This window comes from Alkalicoccus luteus (genome assembly GCF_012034335.1).
GTDB lineage: Bacteria > Bacillota > Bacilli > Bacillales > Salisediminibacteriaceae > Alkalicoccus > Alkalicoccus luteus_A.
In genome coordinates this window covers 35007-50007 of the sequence record NZ_JAATHJ010000005.1, presented here as the reverse complement: position 1 = coordinate 50007, position 15001 = coordinate 35007, and the positions used below count along the sequence as shown (strand labels likewise).

The 15001-nt window shown below is 50.3% G+C and carries 15 protein-coding genes and 1 riboswitch; of the genes, 7 read left to right on the top strand and 8 right to left on the bottom strand.

Annotated elements, in window-relative coordinates:
* The first annotated feature begins 110 nt into the window (after window positions 1–110).
* The 3 genes from HCN83_RS04955 to HCN83_RS04945 are packed head-to-tail and all read left to right on the top strand — an operon-like array spanning window position 111 to window position 2653.
* Window positions 111–1130, top strand: a complete 1020-nt coding sequence (locus HCN83_RS04955; protein ID WP_168005219.1) for a threonine aldolase family protein — start codon at window positions 111–113, stop codon at window positions 1128–1130.
* Entirely contained in the window at window positions 1103–2086 is a 984-nt protein-coding gene (locus HCN83_RS04950; RefSeq protein WP_168005218.1) for a TIGR01212 family radical SAM protein, read from the top strand. The genes HCN83_RS04955 and HCN83_RS04950 overlap by 28 nt, the downstream gene beginning before the upstream one ends.
* A gap of 3 nt (window positions 2087–2089) precedes the next feature.
* Window positions 2090–2653, top strand: a complete 564-nt coding sequence (locus tag HCN83_RS04945) for a class I SAM-dependent methyltransferase (protein ID WP_168005217.1) — start codon at window positions 2090–2092, stop codon at window positions 2651–2653.
* Here HCN83_RS04945 and HCN83_RS04940 read toward each other — a convergent pair.
* A complete protein-coding gene (locus HCN83_RS04940; RefSeq protein WP_168005216.1) occupies window positions 2613–3431 on the bottom strand; it encodes an alpha/beta fold hydrolase in 819 nt (272 codons plus the stop codon). The genes HCN83_RS04945 and HCN83_RS04940 overlap by 41 nt on opposite strands.
* Before the next feature lie 147 nt (window positions 3432–3578).
* Here HCN83_RS04940 and HCN83_RS04935 point away from each other — a divergent pair, with 147 nt between their 5' ends.
* Together HCN83_RS04935 and HCN83_RS04930 are read left to right on the top strand one after the other, a co-directional pair.
* Complete coding sequence (locus tag HCN83_RS04935; RefSeq protein ID WP_168005215.1) at window positions 3579–4100, top strand: gamma carbonic anhydrase family protein; 522 nt, start codon at window positions 3579–3581, stop codon at window positions 4098–4100.
* A gap of 39 nt (window positions 4101–4139) precedes the next feature.
* Window positions 4140–4349 (top strand): tautomerase family protein, encoded by a 210-nt coding sequence (locus tag HCN83_RS04930; protein WP_168005214.1) that lies wholly within the window; start codon window positions 4140–4142, stop codon window positions 4347–4349.
* Between the two features lie 89 nt (window positions 4350–4438).
* Here the strand turns inward: HCN83_RS04930 and HCN83_RS04925 are convergent, their stop codons facing one another.
* The gene (locus tag HCN83_RS04925; protein ID WP_168005213.1) at window positions 4439–4753 is read right to left on the bottom strand and encodes a CC/Se motif family (seleno)protein; all 315 of its coding nucleotides are present in this window, start codon (window positions 4751–4753) and stop codon (window positions 4439–4441) included.
* An 814-nt stretch (window positions 4754–5567) separates the two neighbouring features.
* Window positions 5568–6779, bottom strand: coding sequence for a methionine adenosyltransferase (gene metK, locus HCN83_RS04920; RefSeq protein ID WP_168005212.1), 1212 nt, complete (start codon window positions 6777–6779; stop codon window positions 5568–5570).
* A 131-nt stretch (window positions 6780–6910) separates the two neighbouring features.
* Window positions 6911–7029, bottom strand: a riboswitch (SAM riboswitch).
* Window positions 7030–7250: 221 nt separating this feature from the next.
* Here metK and pckA point away from each other — a divergent pair.
* On the top strand, window positions 7251–8828 hold the full coding sequence (gene pckA / locus HCN83_RS04915; protein WP_425483586.1) for a phosphoenolpyruvate carboxykinase (ATP): 1578 nt from the start codon (window positions 7251–7253) through the stop codon (window positions 8826–8828).
* A 58-nt stretch (window positions 8829–8886) separates the two neighbouring features.
* Here the strand turns inward: pckA and ytkD are convergent, their stop codons facing one another.
* The 4 genes from ytkD to HCN83_RS04895 all read right to left on the bottom strand — a co-directional run bounded on the left by ytkD (window position 8887) and on the right by HCN83_RS04895 (window position 13369).
* Window positions 8887–9378 (bottom strand): RNA deprotection pyrophosphohydrolase, encoded by a 492-nt coding sequence (gene ytkD / locus HCN83_RS04910; RefSeq protein ID WP_168005211.1) that lies wholly within the window; start codon window positions 9376–9378, stop codon window positions 8887–8889.
* Window positions 9371–10000, bottom strand: a complete 630-nt coding sequence (locus tag HCN83_RS04905; RefSeq protein ID WP_168005210.1) for a molybdenum cofactor guanylyltransferase — start codon at window positions 9998–10000, stop codon at window positions 9371–9373. Before HCN83_RS04905 ends, ytkD begins: the two co-directional genes overlap by 8 nt.
* Window positions 10001–10021: 21 nt before the next feature.
* The gene (gene cls, locus HCN83_RS04900) at window positions 10022–11482 is read right to left on the bottom strand and encodes a cardiolipin synthase (RefSeq protein WP_168005209.1); all 1461 of its coding nucleotides are present in this window, start codon (window positions 11480–11482) and stop codon (window positions 10022–10024) included.
* A gap of 216 nt (window positions 11483–11698) precedes the next feature.
* The gene (locus HCN83_RS04895; RefSeq protein ID WP_425483585.1) at window positions 11699–13369 is read right to left on the bottom strand and encodes an SLC13 family permease; all 1671 of its coding nucleotides are present in this window, start codon (window positions 13367–13369) and stop codon (window positions 11699–11701) included.
* Window positions 13370–13652: 283 nt separating this feature from the next.
* On the opposite strand from HCN83_RS04895, the gene HCN83_RS04890 reads away from it, so the two are divergent.
* Window positions 13653–14441: a hypothetical protein gene (locus tag HCN83_RS04890; protein WP_168005207.1), complete on the top strand. Its 789-nt coding sequence runs from the start codon at window positions 13653–13655 to the stop codon at window positions 14439–14441.
* Window positions 14442–14444: 3 nt separating this feature from the next.
* Here HCN83_RS04890 and HCN83_RS04885 read toward each other — a convergent pair whose 3' ends face one another.
* Window positions 14445–14981, bottom strand: a complete 537-nt coding sequence (locus HCN83_RS04885; RefSeq protein ID WP_168005206.1) for a hypothetical protein — start codon at window positions 14979–14981, stop codon at window positions 14445–14447.
* Between the last annotated feature and the right edge of the window lie 20 nt (window positions 14982–15001).

The window sequence follows — 15001 nt, the reverse complement described above, 5'->3', positions numbered from 1 at the left end:
GACTCCCAAAATAGATGGTAGCTTATTCCACTGCTTCGGGCAACCTTTTCCATCGTCGCTTCCCGTGATAAGATTACGGCAGACAATCAGGAAAGGCGTGAAGCACTCTTATGATCGATCTCCGCAGTGATACTGTTACGAAACCGACCGAAACGATGCGGCAGCTGATGGCCAAAGCAGCTGTCGGTGATGATGTATATGAAGAAGATCCTACCGTTAATGAACTGGAAGCCTATGCAGCTGAGCTTCTCGGTAAAGAAGCAGCTTTATTTACGACAAGCGGCACCCAGGGAAATCAGGCGGCTCTGCTTACCCACACCGTGCCAGGTCAGGAGGTTCTGATGGATGAAGAAGCCCACGTTTTTATTTATGAAGGCGCTGCAATTTCTGCGTTCGCCGGGGTTCAGTCCCGAACGCTGCCTCATACCGGAGGCCGCATTTCCCCGGAGCTTCTTAAAAAATCGGTTCGCTCTGATGATATCCATTATCCCGAAACCGGCCTGATCTGGCTTGAAAATACGCACAACCGCGGCGGTGGAACATATCTGCCTGAAGTGTATCTAAAGGAAGTCCGTAAAATCGCGGATGAAGCTGGTGTTCCGGTGCATATGGACGGTGCCAGGCTGTTCAACGCAGCAGAAGCTTCCGGAATGAGCGCTGCCCGGATCGCTTCCTATACGGACAGCGTACAGTTCTGTCTGTCAAAAGGGCTCGGTGCCCCAGTCGGTTCCATGCTGGCCGGCAGTGCTTCATTTATTCGCACCGCCCGTAAAAAGCGGAAAATGCTCGGCGGCGGCATGCGCCAGGCAGGCGTCATTGCCGCTCCGGCGCTGCATGCACTGAAAGAGCACCGTGCCCTGCTTAAGCATGACCATGGGCATGCCCGCCTCCTTGCCAAAGCGATTCAGTCCTCGACTGATTTAACCATTCGTCACGACGTGCAGACTAACATCGTCGTGGCAGATACCGATACATCCAGCCTCAGTGCAGAAGAATGGGTCGCCCGACTTGAACAGGAAGGCATCCGAATCATCCAATATAAGCCAGAAGCACTTCGCTTCACGACGAACAGCGACGTGTCACGAGAAGAGGTGGAGACCGTATGCCGCAAACTGGCAGAGATCCAGTAAGCTCTTCTATTCCGCCTCATTTTGGCGAGAAACGGTATTTCCCGTGGAACCGGCAGCTTCAGGATCACTTTGGAAGAAAAGTAATGAAAATTACGCTCGACGGCGGGTTCGACTGTCCGAATCGCGACGGTACTGTGGCCTATGGCGGCTGTACATTCTGCAGCCAGCGCGGCTCCGGGGATTTTGCCGGAAATCGTGCCGATGATTTGGTTGATCAGTTTTACGACCGGAAAGCTGTTATGGAACGAAAATGGAGCGGAGCCGCCTGTATGGCCTATTTTCAAGCGTTTACGAATACACATGCGCCGATCAACGCACTGCGTGAGAAATATGAAGCGGTGCTGCAGCTGCCGGAAACGGAAGCTTTGTCGATTGCCACACGTCCTGACTGCCTTCCGGATGAGGTCGTTGACTACCTGGCAGAGCTGAATGAGCGAACCTATCTATGGGTAGAGCTCGGTCTTCAATCTGCGTTTGATGAGACTGGTGAACGAATCAACCGAGCTCACGATTTCGCGTGTTTCCGGGAAGGAGTGGAGAAGCTGCGCAAACATAACATCCGCGTCTGCGTTCACTTAATCAATGGCCTGCCGGGGGAAACGCATGAGATGATGGTTCGTTCTGCTGAAGCCGTCTCAGCTTTGGATATTCAAGGAATGAAAATTCATCTGCTTCATCTGCTGAAAAAAACGCCGATGGTCAAGCAGTTTGAGCAGGGAGAGGTCCAGCTGCTTGATCAGGAGGCCTACATTCAAGTTGTCTGCGACCAGCTCGAGCGGGTCCGAAGCTCGATTTCCATCCACCGGCTCACTGGTGACGGACCGGCTGAACTTCTTATCGGACCGATGTGGAGCTCGCACAAATGGGCTGCATTAAATGGAATTGATACGGAGCTGAACCGGAGAAAAACCTGGCAGGGCATCTATGCCGAACCTTTAACAGAAAGGGGGAGCTGATCGGTGGATAACGTGCTTCACTACGCAAAAAAATTAGCCGCAGACGTCCTTCCTGCAGACGGTATCGCCATCGATGCTACAACAGGAAACGGCCACGATACTGTCTTTCTGGCACGGCTCGCGTCAAATGGAAAAGTATACAGCTTTGATATCCAGAAACAGGCTCTCGACAGCTGCCGGGAAAAACTGGCGCAAGAACAGCTGCAGGCTGAGCTGATCCATGATGGACATGAACATGCCGAGAAGTATGTAGAGGAAGAAGGGGTGCACGTCGTCATGTTCAATCTCGGCTACCTGCCAGGAGGCCCGAAAGACGTCACAACGCATGCCGATTCAACCATTGGTGCGCTAACCTTCTTTTTAGAAAAACTGCTTCCGGGCGGACGGATCATTCTCGTTGTCTATCACGGTCACGAGGAAGGCAAAGCAGAAAAAGAGGAACTGCTTCCATTTCTGCAGTCCCTCCCGCAGCACGCTTATCAAGTGCTGCAATACGGTTTCATCAATCAGAAAAACGATCCACCGTTTATTTGTGCGATCGAGAAGCGGCGCCGGTGGAAAGGCTGAGCGTCGTTTTGATGAATCCGGCCATGTGAGCGAACACTTCTTCACGCTCCGGCTCGTTCATTACCTCATGGTAAAGGGACGGCCATTCGCGCCAGTGCTTCTCTGCAACGTCCAGGTTGTCAAACCAGCTTTTCACCGCCATCCGGTCGACAATCCGGTCTTCTCCGCCCTGGGCGGTATAAACAGGAACCGGCGGCATCTCGTTTGTCGTGCGATGCGCTTCCTCCATCGCTTTAAGCAGCTCTCTATACCACCTGGCGCTGACTTTTTTCACAAGCAGCTCATCCCCTTCATCTCTCGTCCGCATCCCCTCTTCACGAGTTCCCGATCCTGGTTCAAGCCCATTTGGGAACATCGTTTTCGGCGCTGTCCGATTCAGAACTGCGGCAGCTCCTTTTTTCCAGACCGATGGCCGCTGCACGAGTCCAAAGCACGGCGATGATAACAGCAGCATATCCGGCAGCCTCCCCGAACGTTTTCGTATAACAGTCGACGCAATGAGCCCGCCCATGCTGTGGCCGAACAGAAGCAGCGGTCCTTTTCGCTTCCCTGCTTCATCGAGCCAGCCGGCAACCGTATCTGTATACTCCCGAAAGCTGTCGATGTGTCCCCGGGGACCTGGCGTTGTTCCCTGTCCGGGAAGGTCCCCCATAATCACATCAAATCCAATATCGTTAAACCGGCGGATCAACCAGTCGTAGCGCCGGTGATATTCCCCTGCTCCATGCACGATTACAACTGTTCCTTCCGCGTTCTGATCAGTTTCCCACGTCCACATAACTGCCGTCACTCCTCACTGCGGCTTAAAGCCGCAGATGGTATTTTCTTCATCTTCGCTTTTTCTGACTCCGCCGTCAACAAAGATGCTGTGCAACGACCGGTTAAGTAAGGTACGATAAAGAAAATGATGGAAGGAGAGGAAGCCATGATTCACTACCCATATGAAGGGAAAACGCCGGATATTCACGCCGGAGCTTATATTGCTGAGAACGCCGTCGTGACAGGTGATGTCGAAATCCATGAAGGCGTCAGCATCTGGTATCATACGGTGATCCGAGGCGATGTTGCGCCGACAATTATCGAGCGGGATGTTAATATTCAGGACCAGAGCCTGCTTCATCAAAGCCCTGGCCTGCCGCTTCACATTAAAGAAGGGGTCACTGTCGGACATCAGTGCATGCTGCACTCCTGTACGATTGAGAGGAATGCGCTGATCGGTATGGGCAGCACGGTTCTGGACGGAGCCGTCATCCGGGAAGGAGCCTTTATCGGGGCTGGAAGCCTCGTGACTCCCGGCACTGATATTCCTGCAGGCAAACTTGCACTCGGAAGACCTGCGCGTGTCATCCGGGATCTGACAGAGCAAGATACCTCGGAAATGAAGCGAATCCGTGAAAGCTATGTCGAAAAAGGGCGCACGTATAAAGCGATGCAGGAAAGCCGCTAATATCATTTCCCGGGAAATATCCACAGAGGAGGTTAAACGATGCCATATGTAAACATTAAAGTAACGAAGGAACACGGCGGATTGACGAAAGAACAAAAAGCAGACTTAATTGAAGGTGTAACGGGGCTGTTAGAAGAGAAGCTGCAGAAAAATCCGGCTTCGACTGTGGTCATTATTGAAGAGATTGACATGGATAACTACGGACTCGGCGCTGAACAAATTTCAGAAAAACGAAAGCGGCAGTCGTAAAATCATTACCGAACACAAAAAAAGCTGCCGGTTTCCTGTTCATTTAGGCCGGCAGCTATCTATTTAATTTCCATGACTGTCTCTCTCCTTCAGATGGTGGTTTTTTCTGTCATCAGCCGTTTCAAGCCCTTTACTTCCAAGTGCTGAAATGCTGTGTTTCCAGATAGATGGAGCTTAATCGTATCGCGTTTTGGTTTTAGATCCTGATGAATATAAACGATGCATCCTTCTACCTCATATTTGGCATAATGATCTTCTCTCGCAGGCTCCTGCGGAATACAGTGAAAATCAACAAAAATTCGCTTGTTCTTGTACTCTCCCGGAAATGGAAAAACCTCTACCGTGCACATTCCTCCCTGCTTTTGCAGCCATTCTCTTGTCCGCTTGTCTGCTTCAATCCTCATGATTGATTCCTCCTAATTACATCTAAGAAAACCCGCAGGCTCCAAGCGGTTGTAAGCCTGCAAAGTATCTTGTAACCCTCACATTTCCTTTTTTATGGTACGTTAAAACGGGCAGTTTATGTGAAAATCTATGATTGTTTTTTTCTGCCTCATTTTAAACAATCGGGATAATCACGGATTTATAAAAAAACAAAAGCTGCACCGACATCATGTCGGTGCAGCTTTCCAGGCTGTTGAAAAAGTCTTACAACTTACATGTTTATTCGTTTGGTTGTATTTCCCCTCTGTTTACCGGCGGAAGCTTGCCGTGGGCTGGCCTTCAGCTATTTCTCAGGGCGACCCCTGAGAAAGGATCTTCAGACTGCGCTGATCCCACGGGCGTCCCCGCCGGACACATCGGGGAAACGGCTCTGATTCATGGAGAACAACGTCACGACAGGCAGGTGCGACCGCTTTTTTTACCTTTTATACTGAATTGTAGGAAGAATTGGCATCCCTATTCAACATCGAAACGTCGCATAGGGAAGGTTCATATGTGTGGAAGCCGATCGTGCAGGCCTAACCACACATATGAACCGTACTGCCAGCTGCCGACGTCGAAGGAACTCGACTCCGGGAGGATCAGAACGAGGCGAAGATCCAGCGCTTCCGACAGCAGGAGGAATCGGTTAGCTGAGCCCGTTCCCTCCGGAAAGCGAGTGTCCGCAGATACAGGCAGATGCAACGTTATTCACTTAAAATGAATTTATCAACACTCTGAAAGCTGCACCGACATCATGTCGGTGCAGCTTTGTTTCCTTTATTCTGCGGCTCATTATTTTCCGACGAGCTGCATCGCTTCTGCTTCCAATGTTTCTGCTTTATCCGTCTTTTCCCACGGCAGTTCAATGTCCGTACGCCCAAAGTGACCGTAGGCAGCAGTCTGCTTATAAATCGGACGTCGCAGATCGAGCATTTTAATGATACCAGCCGGGCGCAGATCAAAATTATTCCGCACCACCTGCACAAGCACGTCCTCGGACACTTTTCCGGAATCGAACGTATCGATAGCGATGGAAACCGGCTGGGCTACGCCGATTGCATAGGCCAACTGCACTTCGCACTTGTCGGCGAGGCCGGAAGCGACGATATTTTTGGCAACGTAGCGGGCTGCATAAGCCGCAGAACGGTCGACCTTCGTTGCATCTTTTCCGGAGAATGCACCGCCTCCGTGCCTTGCATAGCCTCCGTACGTATCGACGATGATTTTCCGTCCGGTCAGACCGGCATCTCCCTGGGGACCGCCGATAACGAAACGGCCGGTTGGGTTGATAAAGTACTTCGTCTCTTCATCAAGCAGCTCAGCCGGAACGACCGGCTTAATAACGTGCTCAGTGAGGTCCAGCTTGATCTGTTCCAGCGTTATTTCTGGATGGTGCTGCGCTGAAATAACGATCGTATCTACACGCAGCGGCTGCTGATTCTCATCGTATTCCACTGTAACCTGTACTTTCCCATCCGGCCGGAGGTAGTCGACAATCTGTTCTTTCCGCACCTCTGTCAGACGGCGGGCAAGCTTATGGGAAAGAGAGATTGGCAGCGGCATCAGCTCAGGCGTCTGATTATCTGCATAGCCGAACATCAGCCCTTGGTCCCCTGCACCAATCGATTCAATTTCTTCATCTGTCATTTGACCTTCACGAGCTTCCAGCGCCTGGTCAACTCCGGCTGCAATATCCGCTGACTGTTCGTCAATGGACGTTAGCACCGCACATGTTTCATAATCAAAGCCGTATTTCGCGCGTACATAACCGATATCCTTCAGTGTTTCCCGCACAACTCTCGGAATGTCCACATAGGTAGACGTTGTAATCTCACCTGCAACCAGCACAAGACCGGTATTAACAGATGTCTCACAGGCGACCCGCGCGTTCGGGTCGTGCGTCATAATTTCATCCAGAATAGAATCTGAGATCTGATCACAGATTTTATCCGGGTGACCTTCCGTCACTGATTCTGATGTAAACAAGCGTGTTTTTCCTGCCATGGTAGGAATCCTCCTCGAACAATATTACGGCACTCATTTTCCCAGCCATCAATCCCACAGATGAGGGCTGTCCGGTTACATAAACAAAAAACCTTCTCCGTTGAGGAGAAGGCTGTCTCGTTTCCTTTCACCTCTTATCGGTCAGAACACAATCCGTGTGTTCTGCAGGTTGGCACCGTTCACCTTTTTTACTCAAGTGATGGTTGCCGGGCTTCGCAGGGCCTGTCCCTCCGCCAGCTCGGGATAAGAGTATCCGCTTTTGAGAATGATACCCAACATCGATGCGAATGTCAACTGCCGGCTATCAGGAAACAAACCAGGCAATGGACAGAGTGCTGAATACGATACGCACCCTGGTACAAAACCGCTTCAAAATGATTGTAAAAATCTCTCCAAATTCATTGATTTCCTTCATTAGTATGTTATAAATAATATATATGACATACTAATTGAAGAGGGGGCGGATGAATCATGAGCATGATTTACGATGATCTCCGGCTTGCTTCTATACTGAAGCAAAAAAGTGTCCGGAAACAACTGAGTGCAGCGGCTTTGGTAGAAACAGCTGTCAAAAAAGAAGAAGGACAGCTTTCAAGCGCTGGTGCTTTTCGTGCATTAACCGGTGAATTTACGGGACGGTCGCCGAAAGACCGGTTCATTGTGCAGGAGGAAGCATCGTCTGATGTAGATTGGAATGAGATTAACCGGCCGGTCACACCGGAAGTTTTTGAAAAGCTGGAGCAGAAGGTCCTTGCTTATTTAGCTGAACTGCCGGAGCTGTATGTACGGGAGGCGGCTGCCGGTGCCGATGAGAAAGCCCGGCTGCCAATCACGGTCGTTAACGAACTTTCCTGGCACCAGCTGTTTGCCATGCAATTATTTCTGCGACCGGAAGAGCTGGATGGAGAAGCTGCGCTGGAGCCCTTCACGATTTTATCTGCCCCTGGTTTTCAGGCTGATCCCGCTGTCGACGGCACCGACTCAGAAGTATTTGTGATGATTTCTTTCAGCCGGCGAAAGATCCTCATCGGTGGGACCGCCTATGCTGGAGAAATGAAGAAATCGATCTTTTCTGTCATGAACTATCTGCTACCTGATTTGGATGTCCTGCCAATGCACTGTTCGGCAAATGCCGGCCACGATGACAAAACGGCTTTATTTTTTGGTCTTTCCGGCACTGGAAAGACGACCCTCTCTGCCTCACCTGACAGGCTGCTGATCGGCGACGATGAGCACGGCTGGTCTGATTCAGGCATTTTCAACATTGAGGGCGGCTGCTATGCGAAGTGTATCGGGCTGGAACAAGATAAGGAACCTGAAATCTATCAGGCGGTCACGTTCGGTTCAGTCCTTGAAAACGTTGTTCTGCAGGAGGACCGCTCCCCTGATTTTCATGACGGATCGCTTACAGAAAATACGCGGGCCGCTTATCCATTAACGGCTGTTCCGTCTGCTAAGCTCCCGAGCACCGGCGGCCATCCAGACGTGATTCTTTTTCTTACGGCTGATGCAACCGGCGTACTGCCACCGATCAGCCGTCTGACGCCTCAGCAGGCGATGTATCATTTTCTGTCCGGCTATACGAGCAAGCTCGCAGGCACAGAACGCGGCGTAACGGTTCCTCAGCCGGTTTTCTCCCCATGCTTCGGAGCGCCGTTTCTTCCACGCCAGGCAGCCTCTTACGCTGAGATGCTCGGAGAACGCATGAAACAGCATCAGACAGACGTTTACCTCGTCAACACCGGCTGGACAGGCGGCCCGTGCGGAACCGGCCGCCGCATGGACTTGAAGTTTACTCGCGCCATGGTAGATGCCGCTGTGAAAGGCGATCTTGCCCGCACGGCTGTTATCACTGACCCTGTCTTTGGTCTGGATGTACCGGCCAGCTGCCCAGGAGTTCCTTCTGAAGTACTGCAGCCACGACTTGTCTGGGACAGCCTCGATGAATATGAACAGGCCGCCGTTGATCTTGCCAATCAGTTCAAATCCAATTTCACCAGATTTTCATCTATCACTGCAGACATCCTCCGCGGAGGACCTGTCGTTTAATACAACTAAGCCCGAACTGCTCCCAAAAGCAGTTCGGGCTTCTTAACGTTTCCCTTCGTCAACTGGATGCTGTATTCAAAAAGCGTGCTTCAATTTCTTTCATACTGAGCGGAAGCACGTCATCTTTCATAATGAAGCTGTAGTTCTTTTTCTTTTTCGGCTGATGCGGAAGACGTTCCAGAAGCAGCGGTCCTTCCGTTTCAAAGTAGCTGTCCTTTTTCTCCAGACGGTCCACTTCTGCAAAATAAACGTTTTTGATAACGGTTTCGGCTCTTCCCTCCACCATGTATTGCCCAACGTAATAGAGCGTCGACACATGGCCGCCTGTTTCCTCATGCACTTCCCTCACAGCCGCTTCATCTGCGGATTCGCCTTTTTCAACCTTTCCCCCGGGAAACTCAATTCCTCTGGAAGGATGACGCGTCAGGAGCCAGCTCTCACGATAACGGCAGACGACCCAGACGTGCTTTGGATCGTTTGAAAACGGATCTTTTTCCGTGGAGTAAGTAACGGTATTTCGGTAAAAATCTTTAAAAACGTGTTCACTCATCTGTGACATCTCCTTCAGCCTCTGCCCGCCGGAGAATCCATTCGTATTCCTCCGGCCTGTTCATGTTAAAAAAGGACTGGTTGATCGTTTCCTTTTTTATGCCTGCTTCCATCATATCGGCCTCAGATATGGTGTCAACTTTTATGCTGTTAAGCAGTGCAGCCATGGACCGCTTTTCTTCATCGAGACATTTTGAAATAAGCGGCAGCAGTTTTCGTCTGTATGCAGCAAGGAGCGGCTGCCTCCTGCCTCCTGCTTCCGGAACGACAGCATCAGCCGCGGTTGCGTGTGCACGGCTGATCAATAGCTCGACGACCTCTTTGCTTATAAGCGGCATGTCACACGCAGCAACGATACACCAGGCTGCCTTCGTCTGTTCCATTGCCGTTTCAAGACCCGCCAGCGGGCCTTCGTACGGGCGCTTATCCGCAAATACAGGACTGCCCAGTTCTCTTTCCACATTTGGGTCATTCGATATACAAAGCTGCTCATCCGTACCCTGAAGGGCCCGCTCTGTCATTGCAGCTGCGGTCACGCCTTTAATCTGGAGGAGCGCTTTATTTTCTCCCATCCGGCTTGAGCGCCCCCCTGCCAGAAGGACTCCTGCTGTAAAAACCTCCATTGCTGTTTCCTCCCGTTCCGGCTACAAAATTGGACTTAACAATCCGGATACACCCTCTTTTATTTTTACTCCGGCGCTTCTTCGGTCGTATTCTTTTTTCGTCAGCACCCGGCACCGCTGTTTATCTGATTCAAACAGCTCCTCCAGCGTCATTGCTGTATGTGTGTCAAATACAAGCGCATTAATCTCGAAGTTCAGACGGAAGCTCCGAGCGTCAAGGTTGGTCGTTCCGACAGTCGCAATCTCACTGTCCACTGTCATCATTTTTGCGTGGAGAAACCCTTCTTCGTACAGGTAGACGTTTACTCCCTCATATTGAAGCAGCTCTCCCAAAAACAGCCTCGATGCCCAGAACACAAAAGGATGATCGGGTACACCAGGAATCATAATATGCATTCTCACGCCTGATGTCACTGCCATTTTGCATGCATCCATAAAGCTTTTATCCGGGATGAAATAAGGCGTCTGAATATAAATATCGTGCTCTGCGCTCATGATCATTTTGATCATCATATTTTTCAGATGCTCTGTTTTGGAATTCGGTCCGCTTGTGACAATCTGCACCGGTTTAATGGAACGGATTTTATGAGAGGCAAACGCAAACGACTCTTCCTCCCAGTGCTTTTTATCCCCGGCGTACGTCCAGTCCAAAATAAAACGGTCCTGAATTAAAGAAACGGCATCTCCCTCCATACGGAGATGCGTATCTCGCCAGTAGCCAAACTTTTTATCAATGCCAAGGTATTCATTTCCAACATTAAAGCCGCCGATGTATCCGATTTTCCCATCAATAATACAGACTTTCCGGTGATTCCGGTTATTCATGCGGAGGTTAACCGGTCCGAATAGCGCCGGAAAGAAAATGTGCACTTCCCCGCCGTGTTCCCGCAGAACATTAAAATCTTTTTCCTTCAAACTTCTGGAACCGACCCCATCATAGAGCAGCCTTACTTTCACCCCAGAAGCCGCCCGTTCTTCAAGACGATCAAGCAATCTTCTGCCAAGCGCATCGCGCTGGATAATATAATACTGAATATTGATTTCAGACTGCGCATTCTCAATGTCTGCAATCAGCTGATCAAACTTCTGATGACCGTCGTGCAGGATCATCAGGCTGTTTGATAACCCGATCAGGGATTTTGGCGCGCGCAGGTTCATTTCCATCAGCTGCCGGTATTTGTATTGAACAGCGGGCGGTATATCCATCTCTTCGTTATGCAATCGCTCCAGCTGCCCCTGTATATGATGCGAGTAATAGGTCTGCTCGTCGACACTGAGATTATAAAAATTATCGCTTTTCAGCTGCCGGCCGAGAAACAAATAGATGATAAATCCGAGAATCGGAAGGAAGAACAGGACGAGCACCCAGGCCCACGTCGATCCGGCGTCCCGGCGTTCAACAAATATGACGAAGCATGCCAGCAGTATATTCATCAATATAACCGTATTCAGTGTCCACGCCAGCACGACTGAAACATCCATTCTTCCCCGCCCCCTTTAGCCTTTATGCTCTTCACTATCACACATATTGGAAACTGGCGCAACAAGTTGTTCCATCAGTCCGACTGCATACGCTTCTATTCCCGGAAGAACTTTTTTATAAGCAGTGAAAGCACTTCTTTTCATGAAAAAAAAGACCGGCACGGATTACCCGTACCGGTCTATACATTGGCTTTAGCTGAAATTAATCTGTGTCATTTACTGCGGAAAGGAGGTCAAGTCAATCCCGAACACAACCGGCAGCAAAAGTACAATAAACAGCGTGATCATCAGCACAGAAATGAGATTCATCCAGAATCCGGCCTTGATCATGTCGATCATTTTTAAATATCCTGAACCGAATACGACGGCGTTCGGCGGAGTGGCGACCGGCAGCATAAATGCGCAGGAAGCAGCAACCGCAGCTGGCACCATCATCGCCAGCGGATGCACGTCGATTGCGTAGGCAAGTGATGCCATGATCGGCATGAGCATCGTTGCAGAAGCCGTGTTCGACGTGATCTCTGTAAGGAACGTCACGAGCAGCGTCACACTCAGAATAATGATAAAGAACTGAACGCCGACGAGCACGGACAGCTGCTCCCCAATCCACACGTCCAGACCGCTGTCACCGAATGCTCCGGCAATCGCAAGGCCGCCCCCGAAGAGAATCAGAATACCCCACGGAACGTTTTTTGCAGTTTCCCAGTTCATCAGCTTGACTCCCTGATAGCGGACAGACGGGATCAGGAAGAGCAAGGCCGCACCGGTGATTGCAATCATCGTATCGTTGATGCTTTCACTGACGTACTCCTGCAGCACATATACACGCAGAATCCAAGCAAGTGCTGTCAGAGAGAAAACGAGCGCGACGAGCTTTTCGTCACCCGTCATTGGCCCAAGAGCCTGCTTTTCCTTTTGAATGACTTCACGCCCGCCGGGGATTTGTTTCATGTCCATCGGAAAGGCAAATTTAATTAAGTAAATCCAGGCGATAACGATCAGTACGACTGCGAGAGGTACGCCAAACATCATCCACAGAGCGAAGGAAAGGTCAAAATCGAATATTTCCCTGAGCTGTCCAGCTAGAATCGTGTTTGGCGGGGTTCCGATAATCGTTCCGAGACCGCCGATCGAAGCGGAAAATGCAATGGCGATCATCAGGCTTTTCGCAAATTTGTCCCGCTGCTGTTCTGCATTTTTTACCGAATCGTCATCCACCAGTGAGGATAGCTGATAGATAATGGCAGTTCCGATCGGCACCATCATCATCGCAGTAGCCGTATTGGAAATCCACATGGAAAGAAAGCCTGTGGCAGCCATAAAGCCTAGCAGAATCCGGCTGGTACTTGTGCCGACACCGTAAATAATGCTGAGAGCAATCCGTTTATGCAGGTTCCAGCGCTCCAATGCCAGTGCTATGATGAATCCCCCGAGGAACAGGAAGACAATATCGTCACCATAGTTTGGTGTCACATCTCCTACTCCGATATCGGTTACTAGTGGAAAGAGAATGATCGGCAACAGGGAGGTGACAGGAATAGGAATCGCTTCGGTGATCCACCAGGTCGCGATCCATACGGTTGCTGCCAGGACACCCCGTGCTTCAGGCGCGAGTCCCTCCGGCTGGAACAAAAAATAAATAATGAAAAATAGAAGCGGTCCCAATATAAGTCCGACTTTCTGTTTCGGTGAAAAATCCCGGCCGTCCGGAGAAGGTTCACGGTACGTCCCTGTCATTTTCCCTGATGCCTTGGCCATTCGGCCTGGTTCATCGCTTTTCGGTCCGTCACCGCCGATACGGGCCTGGAACAAAAGCAGTTCTTTGATGCGGTCATGGCTGTACCATGCTTTTTCCCATAGATGTTTTACTTGTGTCAAACGCGTCATCTCCTTTGCTTTCACATAAGTGCACTATCTATCATACCGAATTTTATGAATATTGAAAGCGCATTATATGGAATTTATGCTTTTTTCAGACGACTGTCCGGGTAAAGAGAATAAAGATCGTCCTGATTCAAAGGTATATTTCCCCTTAGTTGACAGTAAGAGTTAACCTGAAAATCATCCCATTCTGCTTCGATCTGAAGACAAGTTTATGTCAGCTGCTCCCTTTAATCGATGGACATGGTATACTGGTAAAGGTTTTTAGTTTCCCTGATGAGGTGAGTGCATGCAAAAACAAAAATTACTAATATTAGGTGCGGGAGCAGTGGTTCTTCTCATTCTCTCCACTGTTTTATTTATGATGGACAGTGATCAGCAGGTGATCCAGTCTGATCAGGTTTCAAACGGTGCCGGTTCTGAAACTGCGGTGCAGGAGGAGAACGACAGCCCCGATGACGCAACTGGATCAGAAGGTGGCTCCATCAGTGTGGAGAGCACAGAGAACAACGCAGCCGCTTCACTGGATGAAGAAGAGGAAGAAGAATATCGTTCCCGGGCGGAAGACGCGCTTGATGAGTACACGCCTTCAGATTATGAATCATTCAGCTACGAGGCGTTTGAGAGCCACGCCTACTTGTATACGATTTATCAGCAGCAGGCGGAAGACAGCGTCATCGAACAGGATGCCATCCAGTCCAACTCCGAGCTGCTTGCTCTCGAGCTTGAAGGCTGGAATGACTATGCTGTTGAAGAATATGGATTTACGTTTAATGAGCAGGACTTCCTTCAGTATGTAGAAGGTGAGCAGGAATCGTCACCCGTGGAAGAAGCAGACGTCCGTATTCTCGTTGAAGAACTGGAAGCAGTCAGCAGCACAGCAGCTTCTCAGCAGCTGGAATTTCAGTACGCAAGGCCATACATATGGTCGCAAATCCAGGACGAGGCAGCTGCCGATGCCGGCGTCAGTCCGGAAGAAACATCGGAGTGGAATCAGCTTTATTTCGAAATCGAACAGCGCGTGTTCGAGCGTATCGCTGACTCCAACCCGACGTTTATGGAAGGTGAGCCGGAATAAGCATCACTCCTCCTCCGCGGGAAGCTCGTATACAGCCTGCGGAGGATTTTCTCTGTCCAGAGGGTCGCGGATAATCAGCGTGCTTCCGTCCGGAATCGATTCCGGTAGGGTGGCCCTCATCACCGCACCTCCCGAGCTGTTTTTCGCTTCAAGTGCCTCTTCCCCATCACCGCGGTCTATGTATATATCATAAATAAACGCTTCATTATCCGGAAAGCGGATGATGACGGCTGTCTCTTCTGTCATCTCTTCAGCATCCAAAAACTCGTCATACTCCCTCATCCCTGCAAGAGCCGCTCGCATTATCGCTGATTCTATGTAAATAAAAGACGGCACGTGCTCTGGGAGAGAGGATTCTGCAGCTTCCAGCATGACGGCCTGCTCGTCTCCGAGCGCATGGGTTCCTTCTTCTGCAGCTGTCTGCACCTCTTCTGGAATCGGCTCTCCCTCTGCTTCTTGCCCCACGTCAGCCGATACGATCAGAATAACAGCTGCAGCTGAGACACATACCATCATAGCAAAAGCGATCCGTTTAGCCATATAAGACCCCCCTCACGCCT

Excerpts from the sequence above, each read along its gene's own strand:
- HCN83_RS04955 (WP_168005219.1), top strand. The coding sequence starts at position 111 with ATGATCGATCTCCGCAGTGATACTGTTACGAAACCGACCGAAACGATG.
- HCN83_RS04950 (WP_168005218.1), top strand. The coding sequence starts at position 1,103 with ATGCCGCAAACTGGCAGAGATCCAGTAAGCTCTTCTATTCCGCCTCAT.
- HCN83_RS04940 (WP_168005216.1), bottom strand. The coding sequence starts at position 3,431 with ATGTGGACGTGGGAAACTGATCAGAACGCGGAAGGAACAGTTGTAATC.
- HCN83_RS04935 (WP_168005215.1), top strand. The coding sequence starts at position 3,579 with ATGATTCACTACCCATATGAAGGGAAAACGCCGGATATTCACGCCGGA.
- HCN83_RS04930 (WP_168005214.1), top strand. The coding sequence starts at position 4,140 with ATGCCATATGTAAACATTAAAGTAACGAAGGAACACGGCGGATTGACG.
- HCN83_RS04925 (WP_168005213.1), bottom strand. The coding sequence starts at position 4,753 with ATGAGGATTGAAGCAGACAAGCGGACAAGAGAATGGCTGCAAAAGCAG.
- metK (WP_168005212.1), bottom strand. The coding sequence starts at position 6,779 with ATGGCAGGAAAAACACGCTTGTTTACATCAGAATCAGTGACGGAAGGT.
- pckA (WP_425483586.1), top strand. The coding sequence starts at position 7,251 with ATGAGCATGATTTACGATGATCTCCGGCTTGCTTCTATACTGAAGCAA.
- ytkD (WP_168005211.1), bottom strand. The coding sequence starts at position 9,378 with ATGAGTGAACACGTTTTTAAAGATTTTTACCGAAATACCGTTACTTAC.
- HCN83_RS04905 (WP_168005210.1), bottom strand. The coding sequence starts at position 10,000 with ATGGAGGTTTTTACAGCAGGAGTCCTTCTGGCAGGGGGGCGCTCAAGC.
- cls (WP_168005209.1), bottom strand. The coding sequence starts at position 11,482 with ATGGATGTTTCAGTCGTGCTGGCGTGGACACTGAATACGGTTATATTG.
- HCN83_RS04895 (WP_425483585.1), bottom strand. The coding sequence starts at position 13,369 with ATGACGCGTTTGACACAAGTAAAACATCTATGGGAAAAAGCATGGTAC.
- HCN83_RS04890 (WP_168005207.1), top strand. The coding sequence starts at position 13,653 with ATGCAAAAACAAAAATTACTAATATTAGGTGCGGGAGCAGTGGTTCTT.
- HCN83_RS04885 (WP_168005206.1), bottom strand. The coding sequence starts at position 14,981 with ATGGCTAAACGGATCGCTTTTGCTATGATGGTATGTGTCTCAGCTGCA.